At 73.1% G+C, this 19,517-nt stretch carries 17 protein-coding genes; 16 read left to right on the top strand and 1 reads right to left on the bottom strand.

The window, feature by feature from the left end:
* Positions 1-36: 36 nt before the first annotated feature.
* Positions 37-2,643: an ATP-dependent chaperone ClpB gene (gene clpB / locus DJ476_RS18490; RefSeq protein WP_070204315.1), complete on the top strand. Its 2,607-nt coding sequence runs from the start codon at positions 37-39 to the stop codon at positions 2,641-2,643.
* A 287-nt stretch (positions 2,644-2,930) separates the two neighbouring features.
* On the top strand, positions 2,931-3,482 hold the full coding sequence (locus DJ476_RS18495) for a type III secretion system chaperone family protein (protein WP_084747317.1): 552 nt from the start codon (positions 2,931-2,933) through the stop codon (positions 3,480-3,482).
* A gap of 73 nt (positions 3,483-3,555) precedes the next feature.
* On the opposite strand, the gene DJ476_RS18500 is transcribed toward DJ476_RS18495, so the two are convergent.
* The gene (locus DJ476_RS18500; RefSeq protein ID WP_103419345.1) at positions 3,556-4,740 is read right to left on the bottom strand and encodes a pyridoxal phosphate-dependent aminotransferase; all 1,185 of its coding nucleotides are present in this window, start codon (positions 4,738-4,740) and stop codon (positions 3,556-3,558) included.
* A 220-nt stretch (positions 4,741-4,960) separates the two neighbouring features.
* Here DJ476_RS18500 and DJ476_RS18505 point away from each other — a divergent pair, with 220 nt between their 5' ends.
* The 14 genes from DJ476_RS18505 (at position 4,961) to DJ476_RS18570 (ending at position 19,341) form a co-directional block, all read left to right on the top strand.
* A complete protein-coding gene (locus DJ476_RS18505) occupies positions 4,961-5,236 on the top strand; it encodes a hypothetical protein (RefSeq protein WP_318294737.1) in 276 nt (91 codons plus the stop codon).
* Positions 5,237-5,592: 356 nt separating this feature from the next.
* The gene (locus DJ476_RS18510; protein WP_070204318.1) at positions 5,593-6,114 is read left to right on the top strand and encodes a DUF2617 family protein; all 522 of its coding nucleotides are present in this window, start codon (positions 5,593-5,595) and stop codon (positions 6,112-6,114) included.
* A gap of 125 nt (positions 6,115-6,239) precedes the next feature.
* A complete protein-coding gene (locus DJ476_RS18515) occupies positions 6,240-7,868 on the top strand; it encodes a polyamine aminopropyltransferase (RefSeq protein ID WP_112491073.1) in 1,629 nt (542 codons plus the stop codon).
* A gap of 126 nt (positions 7,869-7,994) precedes the next feature.
* The gene (locus DJ476_RS18520) at positions 7,995-9,095 is read left to right on the top strand and encodes an SRPBCC domain-containing protein (protein ID WP_208853512.1); all 1,101 of its coding nucleotides are present in this window, start codon (positions 7,995-7,997) and stop codon (positions 9,093-9,095) included.
* A gap of 34 nt (positions 9,096-9,129) precedes the next feature.
* Complete coding sequence (locus DJ476_RS18525; RefSeq protein WP_112491075.1) at positions 9,130-9,924, top strand: aldose epimerase family protein; 795 nt, start codon at positions 9,130-9,132, stop codon at positions 9,922-9,924.
* A gap of 96 nt (positions 9,925-10,020) precedes the next feature.
* Complete coding sequence (gene pyrE, locus DJ476_RS18530; RefSeq protein WP_070204355.1) at positions 10,021-10,560, top strand: orotate phosphoribosyltransferase; 540 nt, start codon at positions 10,021-10,023, stop codon at positions 10,558-10,560.
* A gap of 152 nt (positions 10,561-10,712) precedes the next feature.
* Positions 10,713-11,744: a class II fructose-bisphosphate aldolase gene (gene fbaA / locus DJ476_RS18535; RefSeq protein ID WP_019766158.1), complete on the top strand. Its 1,032-nt coding sequence runs from the start codon at positions 10,713-10,715 to the stop codon at positions 11,742-11,744.
* Positions 11,745-11,848: 104 nt separating this feature from the next.
* Positions 11,849-13,060: a MalY/PatB family protein gene (locus DJ476_RS18540; RefSeq protein ID WP_112491076.1), complete on the top strand. Its 1,212-nt coding sequence runs from the start codon at positions 11,849-11,851 to the stop codon at positions 13,058-13,060.
* A 60-nt stretch (positions 13,061-13,120) separates the two neighbouring features.
* Positions 13,121-14,671 carry an MFS transporter gene (locus tag DJ476_RS18545; RefSeq protein WP_112491077.1) on the top strand — a complete coding sequence of 517 codons (1,551 nt, stop codon included), beginning with the start codon at positions 13,121-13,123 and terminating at the stop codon, positions 14,669-14,671.
* A gap of 3 nt (positions 14,672-14,674) precedes the next feature.
* On the top strand, positions 14,675-15,088 hold the full coding sequence (locus tag DJ476_RS18550; RefSeq protein ID WP_112491078.1) for a DUF3151 domain-containing protein: 414 nt from the start codon (positions 14,675-14,677) through the stop codon (positions 15,086-15,088).
* Between the two features lie 128 nt (positions 15,089-15,216).
* Positions 15,217-16,065 carry a tryptophan 2,3-dioxygenase family protein gene (locus DJ476_RS18555; RefSeq protein WP_103419339.1) on the top strand — a complete coding sequence of 283 codons (849 nt, stop codon included), beginning with the start codon at positions 15,217-15,219 and terminating at the stop codon, positions 16,063-16,065.
* Positions 16,058-17,287, top strand: a complete 1,230-nt coding sequence (gene kynU, locus DJ476_RS18560) for a kynureninase (RefSeq protein ID WP_112491079.1) — start codon at positions 16,058-16,060, stop codon at positions 17,285-17,287. The genes DJ476_RS18555 and kynU overlap by 8 nt, the downstream gene beginning before the upstream one ends.
* 240 nt (positions 17,288-17,527) lie before the next feature.
* Positions 17,528-18,430 carry an alpha/beta hydrolase gene (locus DJ476_RS18565; RefSeq protein ID WP_103419337.1) on the top strand — a complete coding sequence of 301 codons (903 nt, stop codon included), beginning with the start codon at positions 17,528-17,530 and terminating at the stop codon, positions 18,428-18,430.
* Positions 18,431-18,519: 89 nt separating this feature from the next.
* Complete coding sequence (locus DJ476_RS18570) at positions 18,520-19,341, top strand: NmrA family NAD(P)-binding protein (protein ID WP_112491080.1); 822 nt, start codon at positions 18,520-18,522, stop codon at positions 19,339-19,341.
* Positions 19,342-19,517 lie beyond the last annotated feature (176 nt).

Consider the following 19,517-nt stretch of genomic DNA (forward strand, 5'->3'; position numbering starts at 1 on the left):
ACCACCACCCCCAGCTGCGAGGAGGAGCAAGCACCCGTGGACGCCGAGCTGACCAACAAGAGCCGGGACGCCATCAACGCGGCCAGTGACCGGGCCGTGAAGGACGGGCACCCCGACCTCACCCCCGGCCATCTGCTCCTCGCACTGCTGGGGGGCCAGGACAACGAGAACATCACCGACCTGCTCGCCGCCGTCGAGGCCGACCAGGCCGTCGTGCGCGCCGGGACCGAGAAGCTGCTCGGTGGCCTCCCCAGCGTCACCGGCTCCACCGTCGCCCCGCCGCAGCCCAACCGTGAGCTGCTGGCGGTGATCCAGGACGCGGCGCAGCGAGCGAAGGAGCTGGGCGACGAGTACCTCTCCACCGAGCACCTGCTCATCGGCATCGCCGCGAAGGGCGGGCGCGCCGGTGAGATCCTCGACGGACAGGGGGCCACCGCCAAGAAGCTGCTGGCCGCATTCGAGACGAGCAGGGGAGGGCGCCGGGTGACCACACCCGACCCGGAGGGCCAGTACAAGGCCCTGGAGAAGTTCGGCACCGACTTCACGGCCGCCGCGCGCGACGGAAAGCTGGACCCGGTCATCGGCCGCGACCAGGAGATCCGCCGCGTCGTGCAGGTGCTCTCGCGCCGGACGAAGAACAACCCGGTGCTCATCGGTGAGCCCGGCGTCGGCAAGACCGCCGTCGTCGAAGGGCTCGCCCAGCGCATCGTCAAGGGCGACGTCCCCGAGAGCCTGAAGAACAAGCGGCTGGTCTCGCTGGACCTCGGCGCGATGGTCGCGGGTGCGAAGTACCGCGGCGAGTTCGAGGAGCGCCTGAAGACCGTCCTCTCCGAGATCAAGGAGAGCGACGGCCAGATCATCACCTTCATCGACGAGCTGCACACCGTCGTCGGCGCCGGCGCGGGCGGCGACTCCGCCATGGACGCGGGCAACATGCTCAAGCCGATGCTGGCCCGCGGCGAACTGCGGATGGTCGGCGCGACCACGCTCGACGAGTACCGCGAGCGGATCGAGAAGGACCCGGCCCTGGAGCGCCGCTTCCAGCAGGTGCTGGTGGCCGAGCCGTCCGTCGAGGACACCATCGCGATCCTGCGCGGTCTCAAGGGCCGTTACGAGGCCCACCACAAGGTCCAGATCGCGGACTCGGCGCTCGTCGCCGCCGCCACCCTCTCCGACCGCTACATCACCTCCCGCTTCCTCCCCGACAAGGCCATCGACCTGGTCGACGAGGCCGCCTCCCGGCTCCGGATGGAGATCGACTCCTCGCCCCTGGAGATCGACGAACTCCAGCGCTCCGTCGACCGGTTGCGCATGGAGGAGCTGGCGCTGAAGAACGAGTCCGACGCCGCCTCCAAGCAGCGGCTGGAGAAGCTGCGCCGCGACCTCGCCGACAAGGAGGAGGAGCTGCGCGGCCTCAACGCCCGCTGGGAGAAGGAGAAGCAGGGCCTCAACCGGGTCGGTGAGCTGAAGGAGCGCCTCGACGAGCTGCGCGGCCAGGCCGAACGAGCCCAGCGCGACGGCGACTTCGACGCCGCCTCCAAGCTGCTGTACGGGGAGATCCCGGGCCTGGAGCGGGAGTTGGAGGAGGCCGCCGAGGCGGAGCAGGAGGCCTCCAAGGACACCATGGTCAAGGAGGAGGTCGGGCCGGACGACATCGCGGACGTCGTCGGCGCCTGGACCGGCATCCCGGCCGGGCGGCTGCTGGAGGGCGAGACCCAGAAGCTGCTGCGGATGGAGTCCGAGCTGGGCAAGCGGCTGATCGGCCAGACCGAGGCCGTGCAGGCCGTCTCCGACGCCGTACGCCGTACGCGCGCCGGGATCGCGGACCCCGACCGGCCCACCGGGTCGTTCCTCTTCCTCGGCCCCACCGGCGTCGGCAAGACCGAGCTGGCCAAGGCGCTGGCGGACTTCCTCTTCGACGACGAGCGGGCCATGATCCGCATCGACATGAGCGAGTACGGCGAGAAGCACAGCGTCGCCCGCCTGGTCGGTGCCCCGCCCGGTTACGTCGGGTACGAGGAGGGCGGCCAGCTCACCGAGGCCGTCCGCCGCCGCCCGTACAGCGTCGTGCTCCTGGACGAGGTCGAGAAGGCCCACCCCGAGGTCTTCGACATCCTGCTCCAGGTCCTCGACGACGGCCGGCTCACCGACGGCCAGGGCCGCACGGTCGACTTCCGCAACACCATCCTCGTCCTCACCTCCAACCTCGGCAGCCAGTTCCTGATGGACCCGCTGGTCAAGCCCGAGGTGAAGAAGGAGCAGGTCCTGGAGGTGGTGCGGGCCTCCTTCAAGCCGGAGTTCATCAACCGGCTGGACGACCTGGTGGTCTTCTCGGCCCTCTCCGGCGACGAGCTGGCCCATATCGCGGGCCTCCAGATCGACCGGCTGGCCAAGCGCCTCGCGGACCGCCGCCTCACCCTGGACGTCACCCCCGAGGCGCTCGCCTGGCTCGCCCAGGAGGGCAACGACCCGGCGTACGGGGCGCGCCCGCTGCGCCGCCTCATCCAGACGGCCATCGGGGACCGGCTCGCCAAGGAGATCCTCTCCGGCGAGATCCGGGACGGCGACACCGTACGGGTGGACCGCGCCCAGGAGGAGGACGAGGGCGGCCTGACCGTGGGCCCGGCGCCCCGGGCCTCGTAACGCCAGGGAGGCCCCCCCGGGGCCTCGTGACACCCGGACCGGCCCCCGGAATCGCCCGGGCCCGCTGCGGGAGCGGCCCGCGCCGCCCCGCGGCGCCCGGGCCCGGCCCCGCCCCGTAACCCCGTACGCGGGGAGTCACGGCTCCTCGCGCACCGTACGCATACGCCCGCACGGCCCCGCCGCCGCCCGCTCTCTGTCAGCTTGTGGCGGATAGGGGCCGTGCGGGCTTGCCATGCCCCGCCCGCCATGGGAGAGGATGGCCGCCAACCGCACGAAGGGAAATTACGGTGAGCATCGATCCGTCCTCGATTCCTAATTTCGGGGGCCAGCCCGAACCGCAGGCGGCAGGACCGGAGGGCCCCGTCGTCCCTGACCAGGACCTCGTCAAGCAGCTCCTCGACCAGATGGAGCTCAAGTACGTCGTCGACGACGAGGGCGACCTCGCGGCGCCGTGGGAAGAGTTCCGGACGTACTTCATGTTCCGGGGCGAGGACGAGCAGCAGGTCTTCTCGGTCCGTACGTTCTACGACCGCCCCCACGCGCTCGACCAGCGTCCCGTCCTCCTCGACGCCATCGACGACTGGAACCGCCGCACCCTGTGGCCCAAGGTCTACACCCACTCCCACGAGGGCGAGGAGGGCGAGGCGGGCTCCGTCCGGCTGATCGGTGAGGCGCAGATGCTCATCGGCACCGGCGTCAGCCTGGAGCACTTCGTCTCCTCGACGGTCAGCTGGGTGCGCGCGTCGATCGAGTTCGACAAGTGGCTCCTGGAGCGCCTGGGCCTCGCCCCGGCCGAGGAGAAGACGGACGGCGAGGGTACGGAGTCCGCGGGCGCCTGAGCCCGGCCCCTCGATCCACGCCGGCGGCCCGGGCGGCGGTCACCACGACCACCGCCCGGGCCGCCCGCGTGTTTCAGCCCAGCCGCCGCAGCCGCTCCACCGCCGACTCCAAGACCTCATCCCTCTTGCAGAAGGTGAACCGGACCTGGCTGCGGCCCGCCTCCGGGTCGTCGTAGAAGACCGAGTTCGGTACGGCGGCCACCCCGCACCGCTCCGGAAGGGCCCGGCAGAAGGCGTACGCGTCCTCCTCGCCGAACGGGGAGATGTCGGTGGTGATGAAGTACGTTCCCTCCGGCTCGTACACCTGGAAGCCCGCGCTCCGCAGCCCTCCGGCGAGCAGGTCGCGCTTGCGGCGCATGGAGTCGCGGAACTCCGTGAAGAAGGCGTCGGGGAGCTGGAGCGCCTCCGCGATCGCGTACTGGAACGGGCCCCCGCTCACGAACGTCAGGTACTGCTTCGCCGAGCGCACCGCCGTCACCAGTGGCGCGTCGGCCGTCACCCAGCCGATCTTCCAGCCCGTGTACGAGTACGTCTTGCCGGCCGACGAGATGGAGACCGTACGCTCGCGCATCCCCGGCAGGGCCGCGATCGGGTGGTGCGCGCCCTCGAAGACCAGGTGCTCGTACACCTCGTCGGTCACCACCAGCAGGTCGTGCTCCACCGCCAGGGCGGCGATCCCGCTCAGCTCCTCCGGGGTGAGGACCGCGCCGGTCGGGTTGTGCGGGGAGTTGAGCAGCAGCAGGCGGGTGCGCGGGGTGATCAGGGCGCGCAGCTCGTCCAGGTCCGGGCGGAAGGCGGGGGCGCGCAGGGTGAGGGGGACGCGGACGCCGCCCGCCAGGGCGATGCACGCGGCGTACGAGTCGTAGTACGGCTCGAACGCGATGACCTCGTCGCCCGGCTCCACCAGGGCGAGCAGGGCGGCGGCGATCGCCTCGGTGGCCCCGGTGGTGATCAGGACCTCGGTCTCCGGGGACCAGTTCAGGCCGTAGAAGCGCTTCTGGTGGTCGGCCACGGCGTTGCGCAGCTCCGGGATGCCGGGGCCCGGCGGGTACTGGTTGCCGTGCCCGGCGCGCAGCGCCCGGACCGCCGCCTCCCGGATCTCCTCGGGGCCGTCGGTGTCGGGGAAGCCCTGGCCGAGGTTGATCGAGCCGGTCCGCGCGGCCAGCGCGGACATCTCCGCGAAGATCGTCGTCCCGAACCCGGCCAGGCGGCTGTTGAGCAGCGGTCGTCCCTGCTGTCCCTGCTGTCCCTGTGTCATGGGCGTCATCCTGCGCCCAAGCTCTGGAGTTGCTCAAGTCTGCTTTGGGGCGCCCGGGAGGTGGGGATTTCCCTGGCACGTACGCATCGCAAGGCCACGTACGCATCGCAACGGCGCGAAGAGAAACACAGAGAGCGCAGAGAAACAGAGAGAAAGACAGAGAGAAACGCGAAGGAAGCGACGGGGGAACCGCGCTTCGGGGGAAAGGCGGGTGAGCGGCATGACCGTTCTCATCACGGTGCTGATCGGTGTGGGGATCTTTGTCGGTCTGATGGTGGTCCTGGCGCGGTTGACCAGCGTCAAGCGCGTTCCGGCCCGGGCGGGCGGCGGCGGCCGCCGGGCCTCGTCGGACGGCGGCAGCGGTGGCGGTGGCGGCTGGTGGGCGGGCGGCGGGCACAGCGGCTCGTCCTGCGGCTCCGGTGGCGGCCACTCCGGCGGCCACTCCTGCGGCGGCGGCTCGTCGTGCGGTGGCGGTGGCTGCGGCGGGGGCAGCTGAGCGGGGCGGCGGACGGTCACCGTCGCCGGAGCCGGCCGGAGTGGCAGGCCGTCACGGCCGCCGGAGCCGTTCCGCCGCCGGGCGCCCGAGGGTGAACTCCCTTCGGGCGCCCTGTCGTTGAGCCACGCAGAGGAAAATCGTTGAACAGTTGAACCGGGCAGCCCCCGAGGGGATGGAAACCGCGTCAAGTTGGGTAAAAACGCTGCGAGTGCGGCGTACTTCGTGATTCCCTCGTTGAAGAGAATATTCAGCCCTCGGACCCCAGTTGGGCCAGATCGGGCGCTCCCCTCCTCCCACACGCATGCCCAGGGGGCGCCCGCTGTCCATGTGTCCATGTGTGTTTGCGGAGCCGACCCATGCTCACCACCCTCCAGACGGCCTATTCCGATACCCGCGCCGCCGACCTGGCCTGGACCCTGGGCCGGGAGCCGCTTCCCGCCCTCGCCGTCCTCGACCTCCGGCTCGGTGGCGCCGAACTCCAGTTGAGGCTGCTCGGCGCCTCCCACCAGGTCCTTCTCCAGGAGGAGCAGGGAGTCTGCTCCGAGACCGTCGCCTGTATGCCGGGCAGCAGCACCCCCCTCCCTCTCGGTGTCGCCAAGCGGCTCGGGGACTGGGAGTACGAATTCGCGGCGCGCGTCGAGACCCTCACGCAGGGGCAGTTCGCGGGGCGGGCCCAGGAGTTGCTCGCCCTCGTCAGCGACCACCCGCACGGACTGGCCGGCACCTTCCCCGGCTCCCCGTACGCCTTCACCGCCATGCTCGCCCAGCGCATCGAGGGCCAGGTGCGGTGGCGCACCTGGCACGCGTACCCGCAGGAGGGGCAGTTGGTGGTCACCCGGACCCGGGTGGGGGTGCGCATCCCGGCGCCCGCGGCGTGAGGGGGGCGAGCGCGCGGGTGCGGGTACAGGTCCGTTCAGGTGTGCGGGTGCGGGTGGCTGCCGGGCGGTACTTGCACCCTTGTGGGTGACAGGCGGCGACCAGGTCGTGACGTAGCGTTCGCAGCATGATCGACCAGCAGGTGTCGCTGCGAGGGGGCGCGGCGCGGCTTCCCGTACGGCCGAGGACCGGCCGGTTCCTCGTCCTCGCCGCCGTCTTCGTCTGCGCGGCCTGCGGTCTCGTGTACGAGCTGGAACTGGTCGCCCTCGCTTCCTACTTGATCGGGGACTCGGTCACCCAGGCCTCCGTGGTGCTCTCCGTGATGGTCTTCGCCATGGGCGTCGGCTCGCTCCTCGCGAAACGTTTGCGCTGCCACGCCGCCGTCGGCTTCGGGCTGATCGAGGCGGCCCTCGCGCTGATCGGCGGCTCCTCGGCGCTCGTGCTCTACGCCTCCTTCGCCTGGCTCGGTGAGTCGCGGTACCCGGTCGTCGGGTTCTCCCTGGCCATCGGGGTGCTCATCGGCGCCGAGATCCCGCTGCTGATGACCCTGATCCAGCGCGTCGACCGGCAGGACGCGGGCGGGGCCGTGGCCGACCTCTTCGCCGCCGACTACGTGGGCGCGCTCGTCGGCGGGCTGGCCTTCCCCTTCCTCCTGCTGCCGATGCTCGGCCAGCTCACCGGCGCGCTCGTCACGGGCGCCGTGAACGCCGCCGCCGGCGGGGCGCTGGTCCTGTGGGTCTTCCGCCGCGACCTCACGCCCCGCACCCGCCGCCTCCTCTTCCTGGTCAACGTCTCGGTGATCCTCGTCCTGGCCACCGCCACGTTCCTGGTCGACGACTTCGAGCGGGCGGCGCGGCGGGCGGTCTACGGGGACCACGTGCGGGTCGCCGTGCAGACCGGGGTGCAGGAGGTCGTCCTCACCGGCACCGACCGGGACTCCCTCGACCTCTACCTGGACGGCCGGCTGCGGGTCAGCGCCCGCGACGAGCACCGCTACCACGAGGCGCTGGTCCACCCCGCGATGAACGGGCCCCGCGCCCGTGTCCTCGTCCTGGGCGGCGGCGACGGGCTCGCCGCCCGCGAGGTGCTCCGGTACGCGGACGTCCGCTCGGTCACCGTCGTCGAGATCGACCCCGCCGTCACCCGGCTGGCCCGCACCGACCCCGCCCTCGCCGGCCTCAACGACCACGTCTACCGCGACCCGCGGATCACCGCCGTCGGCGCGGACGCCTTCACCTGGCTGCGCGCCGACCGCCACCGCTACGACGTGGTGATCTCCGACCTGCCGGACCCGGGCATCACGGCCAGCACGAAGCTGTACTCCGCCGAGTTCTACGGGCTGATCGCCGAGGCCCTGGCGCCCCGGGGGCGTCTCGTGGTCCACGCGGGCCCGCCGGTGGCCCGGCCGCAGACCTTCTGGACGGTGGAGGCCTCGGTACGGGCCGGGGGCCTCGCCACCCGCCCGTACCGCATCCCGGCCCGCCCCTCGGCCCATCCCTCGGTCCACCCTTCCGGCTCCACCGCGAGCCCGGACCGGCTCGGCCCCGGTGGCGGGCGGGCGCCGGAGGAGTGGGGGTTCCTGCTCGCGGCGGCGGCCGGGCCGGTGGGGGAGCCGGGGCTCGGCGCGGGAGCGCCCGTACCGCGCTCGCTGGGGGAGGAGGAGCTGCGGGAGGGGGCGCGGGCGGCGGACCGGCTGCGGCTGCCGGGGCAGGCGCCGTCCACGCTGATCCACCCGCGCTACTGGGAGGACGCGTGAGGGCGGGCGCGCCAGCGGGCGGCGGGGCGGCGGAGGGAGGCGGGGCGGCAGAGGGGGTGGAGCGGGGAGGAGCCGGGCGGGGGGAAGTCCTGACGTGCGGGCCGGGGGCGATTAGGCTCGGTGGGTATGGAGCATCAGGTGTTCGTTCCGGTCCCGGTCCCGGCCCTGCGGCGCACGCTGGGCGACCCCGTCCGGGTCGCCCGCTGCGTCCCGGGGATCCAGCAGGACGCCGACGGATCGGCCTCGCCGCTGGCGGGCCGGCTGAAGTTCCGGGCCGGCGGCCACACCATCACGTACCGGGGCGAGCTGAAGCTCTCCGGCCCCGAGGCGGCGGAGGGCGCGGACGGCGACCGCTTCACGGTGACCGGGGAGGGCGTGGAGGCCCGGGGGACCGGTGTGGTGAAGCTGGCCCTGACCGTCTCCCTCACGGCGGCGGACGGCGGCACGACCCTCACGTACGGCGGTACGGCGAGCGGTGACGGCCGGCTGGCCGAGCTGGAGGAGGGCGCCGCCCTCACCGCCGCCCAGCGCCTCCTGGACCGCTTCACCCAGCAGCTGGTCACGGAGACCCTGGCCGTACGGGAGGGGGAGGACCCGGCCCCCGGGAGCGCGGAGGACGTCTCGGCCGAGGGGCTCGAAGGAGACGTCGAGCCGCCCGCCGACGGCCGGGACGGCGAGCGGGCCGGTGCCGGTGCCGGTACGGGCTCCGTCGCTGAGCCCGGTTCCGCTGTCGGGGCTGACGAGCCCGCTGAGCCCGCCGAGTCCGGCTCCGATGCCGGTACGGGCGCCGGGGCCGCCGAGTCCTCCGGGCCCGTCGGCGTTCCGGAGCCCGGCAAGCCCGTGGAGTCCTCCGCAGCGGACGAGGCCACGGGCACCCCCGAAGGCGCTGACCTTCCCGGGGCCGCCGCGTCCGGCGGGCCTGCCGGGGCCGCCGAGTCCGCCTCCGTATTCGACTCGCCCGTCCCCCCGCCCTCCCTCGACCCCGTCGCGGGCGTCGAGTTCACCGTCCCCGACGAGCCGCCCGCCGAGGCCGCGCACGCCCGGCGCACCATGATCGGGCGCAGTGCGGAGGAGGTCGACCACGCGCCGCCGCGCGGCCGGTACGCCCCCGTGCCCTCGCCGGACGCGGGCGGGGCGAGCACCACCCTGCGCTGGGTCGCCCCGGCCGCCGTCCTCGCGCTGGCCTCCGCCGTCGTGCTGAGCAGGGCGCTGCGGCGCCGTAGGTGAGGCACCGCCAGGAGACCGCCAGTAGGGTCGTCGGGTGAGCAGCAGCGAAGAGAACGTCAGGCTGAGTGCCGGAGACGCCGAGTTGACCGTCCATCCCGCCCACGGCTGCCGGATCGGCAGTCTGCGGATCGGCTCCACCGAGCTGCTGCGCCAGGGCGAGCGGTACGGCTGCTTCCCGATGGTGCCCTGGTGCGGGCGGACCGGGTACGGGGAGTTCCGCAACGGCGACGTCACCCACCAACTGCCCCTGAACTCCCCGCCGCACGCCATCCACGGCACCGGCCGGGACACCACCTGGCGGACCGCCCACGTGGAGAAGGCGCAGGCGGCCTTCTACTACGACCTCGCCGAGCCCTGGCCGTACGAGGGCCGGGTGACCCAGACCTTCGAGCTGACCGAGGACACGCTGACCCTCGCCCTCGCCGTGGAGACGTACGGCACCTCCTTCCCGGCCCAGGCCGGCTGGCACCCCTGGTTCCACCGCAGCCTCGGCGGCCAGGACGCCCGGCTCTCCTTCGACGCCGGCTGGCAGGAGGGGCGGGGGGACGACCACCTGCCGACCGGGCGGCGCATCGACCCCGTACCGGGTCCGTGGGACGACTGCTTCGGGATGCCCGACGGTGTGGACGTGACGCTCACCTGGCCGGAGCAGCTGGAGCTGACGGTGAAGAGCCGCAGCGAGTGGGTCGTGATCTACGACGAGCAGGACGAGGCGATCTGTGTCGAGCCGCAGTCCGGGCCGCCGAACGGGCTGAACACCGCGCCCCGGCTGGTCACCCCGATCGACCCGCTGGAGATCACGACGACCTGGAGCTGGACGCGGCTCTGAGGTTCGGTCCCGGGGCGCGGCTCCGAGGCTGGGCTCCGGGGCGCGGCTTCGAGGCTCGGCTCGGGGCCGGGGGCCGTACCGCTTACCCTCGTGACCATGACTGACGTACGCGCTGAGCTGCTCCAGCAGATCAAGGACAAGGCCGTGGTGCACGGCAAGGTGACCCTCTCCTCGGGTCTGGAAGCCGACTGGTACATCGACCTGCGCCGGATCACGCTGGACGGCAAGGCCGCGCCGCTGGTCGGCCAGGCCATGCTGGACGCCACCGCCGAGCTGGACTACGACTGCGTGGGCGGGCTGACGCTCGGCGCCGACCCGGTCGCCACCTCGATGCTGCACGCCTCCGCCGCGCGCGGGCAGAGCCTGGACGCGTTCGTCGTCCGCAAGGCGCAGAAGGCCCACGGGATGCAGCGCCGGATCGAGGGCACGGACGTGAAGGGCCGCCGCTGCCTGGTCGTCGAGGACACCTCCACCACCGGTGGTTCGCCGCTGACCGCCGTCGAGGCCGTACGGGAGGCGGGCGGCGAGGTCGTCGCCGTCGCCGTGATCGTCGAGCGCGGTGCCGCCCCGGCCATCGCGGAGGCCGGTCTGCCGTACGTCCAGGTCTACTCGGTGGCCGACCTCGGCCTGGCCTGAGCCATATCGGGCGGACCCGACGGTTTCACGTGAAACAGGGTCCGCCGGGTGGAGCCGGATGGAGAGTCTGGGAAGATGGGGGCGACGATGACGTCGCCCCCAGGTCAGGGACTCCACAGCCTGCACATCCGCACATTCCAAGGAGCGGTCAGATGCCCATCGCAACCCCCGAGGCTTACGCCGAGATGCTCGACCGGGCCAAGGCGGGCAAGTTCGCCTACCCGGCCATCAACGTCACCTCGACGCAGACCCTGCACGCGGCCCTGCGCGGCTTCGCGGAGGCAGAGAGCGACGGCATCGTCCAGATCTCCACGGGCGGTGCGGAGTTCCTGGGCGGCCAGTACAACAAGGACATGGTGACGGGCGCGGTCGCCCTGGCCGAGTTCGCGCACATCGTCGCCGCCAAGTACGACGTCACGGTCGCGCTCCACACCGACCACTGCCCCAAGGACAAGCTGGACGGTTACGTACGTCCGCTGCTCGCCGTCTCCGCCGAGCGCGTCGCCAAGGGCCTGAACCCGCTGTTCCAGTCCCACATGTGGGATGGCTCGGCCGAGACCCTCGCGGACAACCTGGCCATCGGCCAGGAGCTGCTGGCCCAGGCCGCCGCCGCCAAGATCATCCTTGAGGTCGAGATCACCCCGACCGGCGGCGAGGAGGACGGTGTCACGCACGAGATCAACGACGAGCTGTACACCACCGTCGAGGACGCGCTGCGCACCGCCGAGGCGCTCGGCCTGGGCGAGAAGGGCCGCTACCTGCTGGCCGCCTCCTTCGGCAACGTCCACGGCGTCTACAAGCCGGGCAACGTCGTGCTCCGCCCCGAGCTGCTGAAGGACCTCCAGGCGGGCGTCTCGGAGAAGTACGGCAAGCCGGCCGGCAGCCAGCCGTTCGACTTCGTCTTCCACGGCGGCTCCGGCTCCACTGCCGAGGAGATCGCCACCGCGCTGGAGAACGGCGTCGTGAAGATGAACCTCGACACCGACACCCAGTACGCCTTCACCCGCCCGGTCGCGGACCACATGTTCCGCAACTACGACGGTGTCCTGAAGGTCGACGGCGAGGTCGGCAACAAGAAGACCTACGACCCCCGCACCTGGGGCAAGGCCGCCGAGGCGGGCATGGCCGTGCGCGTCACCGAGGCGTGCGCGAACCTGCGCTCCACCGGCACGAAGCTGAAGTAGCCACACCGGCAGTTCGGTACGGATGTACGGCGTCGGGCCCGGTTCCCCTCCAGGGGGCCGGGCCCGTTGCCGTGCCGAGTGAACGAGAGCAAGGAGGGCCGCTCGTGGCCGCGCTGTACGACTTCGACACCGCCGTCGACCGCCGGGGCACCTGGTGCGTCCAGTGGGACGGGGTCGCGGACCGGTTCGGGGTCGACGGGCTGCTGCCCTTCACCATCTCCGACATGGACTTCACCACCGCTCCCGAGGTGCTGGCCGCGCTGCGGGACCGGCTGGACCACGGCGTCTTCGGCTACACCACCTGGAAGCAGGACGACTTCCGCTCGGCCGTCGCCCACTGGTACGCCACCCGGTACGGCACCGAGATCGACACCGGGCAGCTCGTCTACGGCCCGTCCGTCCTCAACCAGCTCTCCCAGCTCCTCCAGATGTGGACGGGCGAGGGGGACGGCGTCGTCGTCCACACCCCCACGTACGACGGCTTCCGCAAGGCCATCACCGGGCTCGGGCGCGAGCTGCGCGGGGTGCCGGTGGGGGACGAGGAGTCGTTGGTACGGGAGCTGGCGCGGGCGGACGCCAAGGTGCTGGTGCTCTGCTCGCCGCACAACCCGACCGGGCGGGTCTGGACGGCCGCCGAGCTGACCCGGACGGCGGAGCTGGCCGCACGGCACGGGGTGGCGGTGATCAGTGACGAGATCCATGCGGACTTCGTGCACGAGGAGTACGCGGGGGATGGTCATGTGCCGTGGACACGGGTGGTCGGGGACGGCGGCGGTGGTGGCGGCGCGGCCGGGGGGCGCTGGGCGCTCATCACCTCGGCGTCCAAGGCCTTCAACTTCCCGGCGCTGACCGGTTCGTACGGGCTCATCGGGGATCCGGCGGACCGGGCGGAGTATCTGCGGCGGATGGAGACGGGGGAGGGGCTGGCGTCCCCGGCGGTCCTCTCGCTGACCGCGCACATCGCGGCGTACCGGGAGGGGGCGGCGTGGCTGGACGCGGTGCGGGCGTATGTGGCGGGGAACCTGGCGTACGTCGCGGAGCGGCTCTCCGCGGACCTGCCCGAGCTGGGGTGGGAGCCGCCGCAGGCCGGGTACCTGGCCTGGATCGACCTGCGGCCGGCCGGGGTCGTGGACGACGAGGCGTTGCAGCGGGTGCTGGTGGAGCGGGAGCGGGTGGCGGTGATGGGCGGTGCGGTGTACGGGGCGCCGGGGTTCGTCCGGCTGAACGTGGGGTGTCCCCGGGGGAAGGTGGAGCGGGGGGTGGCGGCGCTGGAACGGGCGGTTCGGGCGGTCACCTCAAGCCCCTCCGGCGTTTGAGGAGCGGGGGTACGGGGGCACGGGAGTGCGGGGGCGGGCACGCCGGGGCAGGCTGACCTCATGGCCGCTGCCTCCGCCCCCGGGGAGATCCGGGTCGCCTCGCCCGTCGGGCGGTGGGTCGTGCTCACCACCGTGCTCGGGTCCGGGATGGCGATGCTCGACTCCACCGTCATCAACGTCGCCCTGCCCCGCATCGGCGCCGACCTGGACACCGATCTCGCCGCGCTCCAGTGGACCGTCAACGCCTACATGCTCACCCTCGCCGGGCTGATCCTGCTGGGCGGGGCGCTCGGGGACCGGTACGGGCGGCGGCGGGTGTTCCTGGTGGGGGTGGTGTGGTTCGCCGCCGCCTCGCTGCTCTGCGGGGTCGCGCCGAACGCGGGCGTTCTCATTGCCGCGCGGGCCCTGCAAGGGGTCGGCGGGGCGCTGCTCACGCCGGGGTCCCTCGCGCTCATCCAGGCCAGTTTCCATCCGGACGACCGGGCGCGGGCCGTGGGGCTCTGGTCCGGGTTCGGCGGGGTCGGGGCGGCGGTGGGGCCGTTCGTGGGCGGGTGGCTCGTCGACGGGCCCGGGTGGCGGTGGGTCTTCCTGCTGAACCTGCCGCTCGCCGCGATCTGCGTCCCCGTCGCCCTCCGCCACGTACCGGAGTCGCGTGATCCGTCGGCGCACGGCCGGTTCGACGCGCTGGGGGCCGCGCTCGGGGCCCTCGCGCTGGCCGGGGTGACGTACGCGCTGATCGAGGCGCCGGGGCGGGGCGCCTCGCCGCTGGTGATCGGTGCGGCCCTCGCCGGGGTGGCCCTCGGGGTGGTGTTCGTGCGGGTGGAGCGGCGGCGGGCCGATCCCATGCTGCCGCCGTCGATCTTCCGTTCCCGGCTCTTCACCTCGGTCAACCTGGTCACCTTCTGCGTCTACGCGGCGCTCGGCGGCTTCTTCTTCCTCTCCGCCATCCAGCTCCAGGTCGTCGCCGGGTACTCGGCGCTGGGGGCCGGGACCGCGCTGCTGCCGACCACGGTGCTCATGCTGCTGTTCTCCGCCCGGTCGGGCGAGCTGGGGCGGCGGATCGGGCCGCGCATCCCGCTCACGGTGGGCCCGCTGCTGGCCGCCGCCGGGATGCTCCTGATGCTGCGGGTGGGCCCGGGCAGCGCCTCCTTCGGCGGGTACGTCACCGAGGTGCTGCCCGCCGTCCTGGTGCTCGGCGCCGGGCTCGTCGTGGTCGTGGCCCCGCTCACCGCCACCGTCCTGGCCGCCGTGGACACCGGCCGGGCCGGTCTGGCCAGCGGGATCAACAACGCCGCCGCCCGGGCCGCCGGGCTCATCGCCGTGGCCGCGCTGCCGCTGCTCGCCGGGATGGGCCCGGAGGCCTACCGGGACGCGGGCGAGTTCGCCGCGACCTTCCGGCGGGCGATGCCGATGTGTGCCGTGCTGCTGGTGGCGGGCGCGCTCCTCGCCTGGTGGACCGTCCGCACCCCGCCCGCCCCGGCCGCCGGGGAACGGGAGGAGGAGCGGCCCGAGTGCACCGTGCACTGCGGGGTCGTGGCCCCGCCCCTGGAGGATCCCGCTCCGCATGACCCGGGTGAGGCCCCGCCCGCGCCCCGCTCCAGGCACACTTGATCCATGTCCATCCACGAGAACCTGCTCGGGGGCCCCGCCCCGACCCGCCTCCCCGACGACCCCGAGCCGCGCGAGCTGCTCGCCGCCGGCACCCCGCCCGCCGAGGTCGCCGCCAAGTACCCCACCTCCTCGCTCGCCTGGGCGCAGCTCGCCGACGAGGCGTTCGAGGGCGGCCGGGTCGTCGAGTCGTACGCGTACGCCCGTACCGGCTACCACCGCGGCCTCGACGCCCTGCGCCGGGCCGGCTGGAAGGGCCACGGCCCCGTACCGTTCGAGCACGAGCCGAACCGGGGCTTCCTGCGCGCCCTGCACGCCCTCGCCCGGGCCGCCGGGTCCATCGGGGAGACCGAGGAGCACGAGCGCTGCTCGACGTTCCTGCGCGACTCCTCCCCGACCGCCGCCGACATCCTCAGCTGACCTTCCCGGCGCTCCCCGCCCACGCGCACAGGGCGGGGAGGCGCTTAGTATGCGAGCAGGGGACCGGAGCCCATCACCTCATGGAAGGGGCGGACCGCTACCCGGAAGCTCGTGTCGAGGAGACAGCGATGTCGACCAATCACCCCGACCCCGAAGCCACCGGTGCGGACACCCCGTACCTGGACTTCGCGGGCACGACTCCGTACGAGGACTATGTCCAGGCGGATGTCCTGACCCACCTCCAGCACCTCCGCTCGGACGACCCCGGCGAGATGGTATTCCTGGTCACCACCCAGGTCATGGAGCTGTGGTTCACCGTCATCGTCCATGAGTGGGAGACGGCCACCCGCGCGCTGCGCGAGGACCGCATACCCGTCGCGCGCGACGCGCTCAAGCGGTCGCTGCGCGAGCTGGAGGCGCTCAACGAGTCCTGGCGGCCGCTCGCCGGACTCACCCCCGCCCAGTTCAACTCCTACCGGGGCTCGCTCGGCGAGGGCTCCGGATTCCAGTCCGCGATGTACCGGCGGATGGAGTTCCTGCTCGGCGACAAGTCCGCCTCCATGCTGGTGCCGCACCGGGGCGCGCCCCGGGTGTACGCCGAGCTGGAGAAGGCGCTCGGGGAGCCCAGCCTGTACGACGAGACGCTGGCGCTGCTGGCCCGGCGCGGGTACGCCATTCCCGAGGCCGTGATCAACCGGGACCTGACCCAGCGGTACGTGCCCTCGCCCGAGGTGGAGGCGGTGTGGGCGGAGATCTACGCCTCCGACGACCAGAACGACGAGCTGGTCCGCCTCGGTGAGCTGCTCACCGACGTGGGCGAGCTGGTCTGGCGCTGGCGCAACGACCACCTGGTCGCCACCCGGCGCGCGATGGGCTCCAAGACCGGTACCGGCGGTTCCGCCGGGGTCGCCTGGCTGGAGAAGCGCGCCACGAAGAACGTGTTCCCCGAGCTGTGGACGGCGCGCAGCCATGTCTGAGACCACGACCACGGCGGAAGACCTCCGCGCGCGGGCCCTGAAGCTCGACGCCGCCGACCCGCTGGCCGACCGCCGGAAGCTCTTCGCCCTCGACGAGGGCGTCTACCTCGACGGCAACTCGCTCGGCGCGCTCCCCGTCCACGTCCCCGCCCGGGTGCAGGACGTCCTCGCCCGCCAGTGGGGCGAGCTGCGCATCCGGTCCTGGGGCGAGAGCGGCTGGTGGACCGCGCCCGAGCGGATCGGGGACCGGATCGCCCCGCTCGTCGGGGCCGCCGCCGGGCAGATCGTCGTCGGTGACTCGACCAGCGTGAACGTCTTCAAGGCCGTCGTCGCGGCCACCCGCCTCGCCGCCCTCGCGGGCGGGGGACGCGACGAGATCCTGGTTGACGCCACGACGTTTCCCACGGACGGGTACATCGCCGCCTCCGCCGCCCGGCTGACCGGCCACCGGATCGTGCCGGTCGACCCCGCCGACGTACCCGGGGCTCTCGGGGACCGTACGGCCGCCGTCCTCCTCAACCAGGTGGACTTCCGTACGGGGAGGCTGCACGACCTGCCCGCCCTGACCGCCGCCGTCCACGCGGCGGGCGCGATCGCGGTGTGGGACCTCTGCCACAGTGCGGGGGCCCTGCCGGTCGGTCTGGACGAGCACGGGGTGGACCTGGCCGTCGGCTGCACCTACAAGTACCTGAACGGCGGCCCCGGTTCGCCCGCGTACCTGTACGTCGCCGAGCGCCACCAGGCCGTCTTCGACTCCCCGCTGCCGGGGTGGAACTCGCACGCCGACCCGTTCGGCATGACCCCCGACTACACCCCGGCGGACGGTTCCGTACGGGGCCGGGTCGGCACGCCCGACATCGTCTCCATGCTCACGCTGGAGGCGGCGCTGGACGTGTGGGACGGGGTCTCCGTGGACGCCGTCCGCGCCAAGTCCCTCGCCCTGACGGACTTCTTCCTGGAGTGCGTCGAGGCGTACGTGCCGGCGGGCCGGGTCACCTCGGTCACCCCGGTCGCGCACGCCGAGCGCGGCAGCCAGGTCGCCCTGCGCTGCGACGAGGCCGAGCCCGTGATGCGGAGCCTCATCGAGCGCGGTGTCGTGGGCGATCTGCGGCGGCCGGACGTGCTGCGGTTCGGTTTCACCCCGCTGTACGTGGGGTTCGCGGACGCGGAACGGGCGGCGCGGGTCCTGGCCGAGGTGCTGGAGGAGACTTCGGCGGGCTGACGGCCCGTGCGCCGGGGGAGACCTCGGCGGACTGACGGCTCGTGTGCTGTGAAGACCCTGGCGGGCTGAGGGCCCGTGTGCTGGTGCAGACCCTGACAAGCTGACGGCCCGTCAATGTCTGCGCGACCGGGCGGGGGCGGTGCCGATGGCTGGTACCGTCCCCGCAGGTCAACCCAGTTGGGCACCTGACACAGGCACAGGACACAGGCGCAGGCCACGGGCATAGGACGGTTGAGCAGCATGTCGGATTCCCCGGGTTTCCCGGACTCTGCGGCGCGTGATCGGGACGAGGCCGAGAGCGCGTCGGCGTTCGCCCATCCCGCCGTCGCCCCCGACCGGACCGCCGCCTACGGCGACCACCCCGACCAGGTCGTCGACTTCTACGCCCCGCGCGACGGCCGCACCGCCGCCCCGCTCGTCGTCCTGCTGCACGGCGGCGCCTGGCGGGCCCCGTACGACCGGGCCCATGTCTCCCCGCTCGCGGACTTCCTGGCCCGGCGGGGGTTCGCGGTGGCGAGCGTGGAGTACCGGCGCGGCGGCGAGGGCGAGCCGACGCCCGGCGGCGACCCCGTCGCGGGGCGCTGGCCGGAGACCCTCGACGACGTGGCCGCCGCGCTCGACGCCGTACCGGCCCTGGCCGCACGGGAGTTGCCGGAGGCCGACGTGCGCCGGATCGTGGTCACCGGCCACTCGGCGGGCGGGCACCTCGCGCTCTGGGCGGCGGCACGGCACGTCCTGCCCGAGGGGTCGCCGTGGCATCTGCCTGCCCCGCCGCCGCTGCGCGGGGTCGTCGCACTGGCCCCGATCGCGGACTTCGCGTCGGCCGTGGAGCTGGGCGTGTGCGGCGGTGCGGTCACCCAACTGCTGGGCGGGGGAGGGGAGTCGGGCGACCGCGACGACCGTACGGCCCAGGCCGACCCCGCCGCCCTGCTGCCCACCGGGATCGCCACCGCCATCGTCCACGGCGAGGACGACATCGTCGTCCCGCGGGCCGTCTCGGAGGCGTACGTCGACGCGGCGGCGAAGTCCGGCGAGATGGTCGGGCTCACGCTGCTCGGGGACGTCGGGCACTTCCCGCTGATCGACCCGGCCGCCGACGCGTGCGCGATCGTGGCGGAGGAGATCACGCAGCTGGCGTGGTGAGGCCGTGAGTCCGTCGCGCATCGCGGACAGAAGCTGACCGCAAGGGTCCCTACGTTGGTCGATGTCGAACCGAACGAAGGAGATCCGCCATGACGATCCTGGTGACCGGAGCCACGGGAACGGTCGGCCGTCGAGTGGTCGAGCAGCTGCTGGAGCGCGGCGCGCACGTCCGGGCCGTGACCCGCGACCCGGCGCGCGCGGAGTTCCCCGCGGGCGTCGACGTCGTCCGCGGCGACCTGGCCGACCCGGCCTCGCTGGAGAGCGCGCTGGAGGGCGTCACCGGGCTGCACCTGATCACCTTCGACGGCGGCCTCTTCGCCCCGCTCACGACCGGCGAGGAGATCATGCGGCTGGCCCGCGAGGCGGGGGTGCGCCGGGTGACCGTGCTCAACGGGGGCGGGGACACCCCGATGGAGACCGCGGTACGGGAGAGCGGGCTCGCCTGGACCGTCGTCATGCCGGTCGAGTTCATGGCGAACGCCCTGGAGTGGGCGCCCGGCATCAAGGCCGACGACGTGGTCCGCGAGCCCTTCGTCGACCGGCTGAGCGCGATGGTCCACGAGTCGGACATCGGCGCGGTCGCGGCGACGGCGCTCACCGAGGACGGCCACGGCGGCCAGGTGTACCTGATCACCGGGCCGCAGGCGCTGACCGTCGGGGACAAGGTCGCTGCCATCGCGGCGGCGCGCGGCCGGGCGGTCGAGCTGATCGAGCTGACCGAGGAGGAGGCGGTCACCGGGTGGCGGGCCAAGGGGATGCCCGAGGACGTGATCGGGTTCCTGATCGCGGTCTACCGGGACACCCCGCCGGAGGGGAGGACGGTGATCGACACCGTCGAGAAGGTCACCGGGCGCCCGGCGCGGACGTTCGCGCAGTGGGCCGGGGAGCACGCGGAGTTCTTCCGTCCGTAGGGCCGCGAGGGACGTGCGGTACGTGCGTGCGGGGGCGGCCTCGGGGGGCGCCGCCCCCGGGCGTGCGTAGGGCGCGAGTGGGGGCGCGAGTGGGGTGTGAACGGGGCGGGAGCGGGCCGTGAACGGGCCGGAACAGCCACCGGTAGGGGGTAGGTAGTCCTTGAGGGGGACGCCCC

It is taken from the genome of Streptomyces bacillaris, from assembly GCF_003268675.1.
In the GTDB taxonomy this organism is placed as follows: Bacteria; Actinomycetota; Actinomycetes; order Streptomycetales; family Streptomycetaceae; genus Streptomyces; species Streptomyces bacillaris.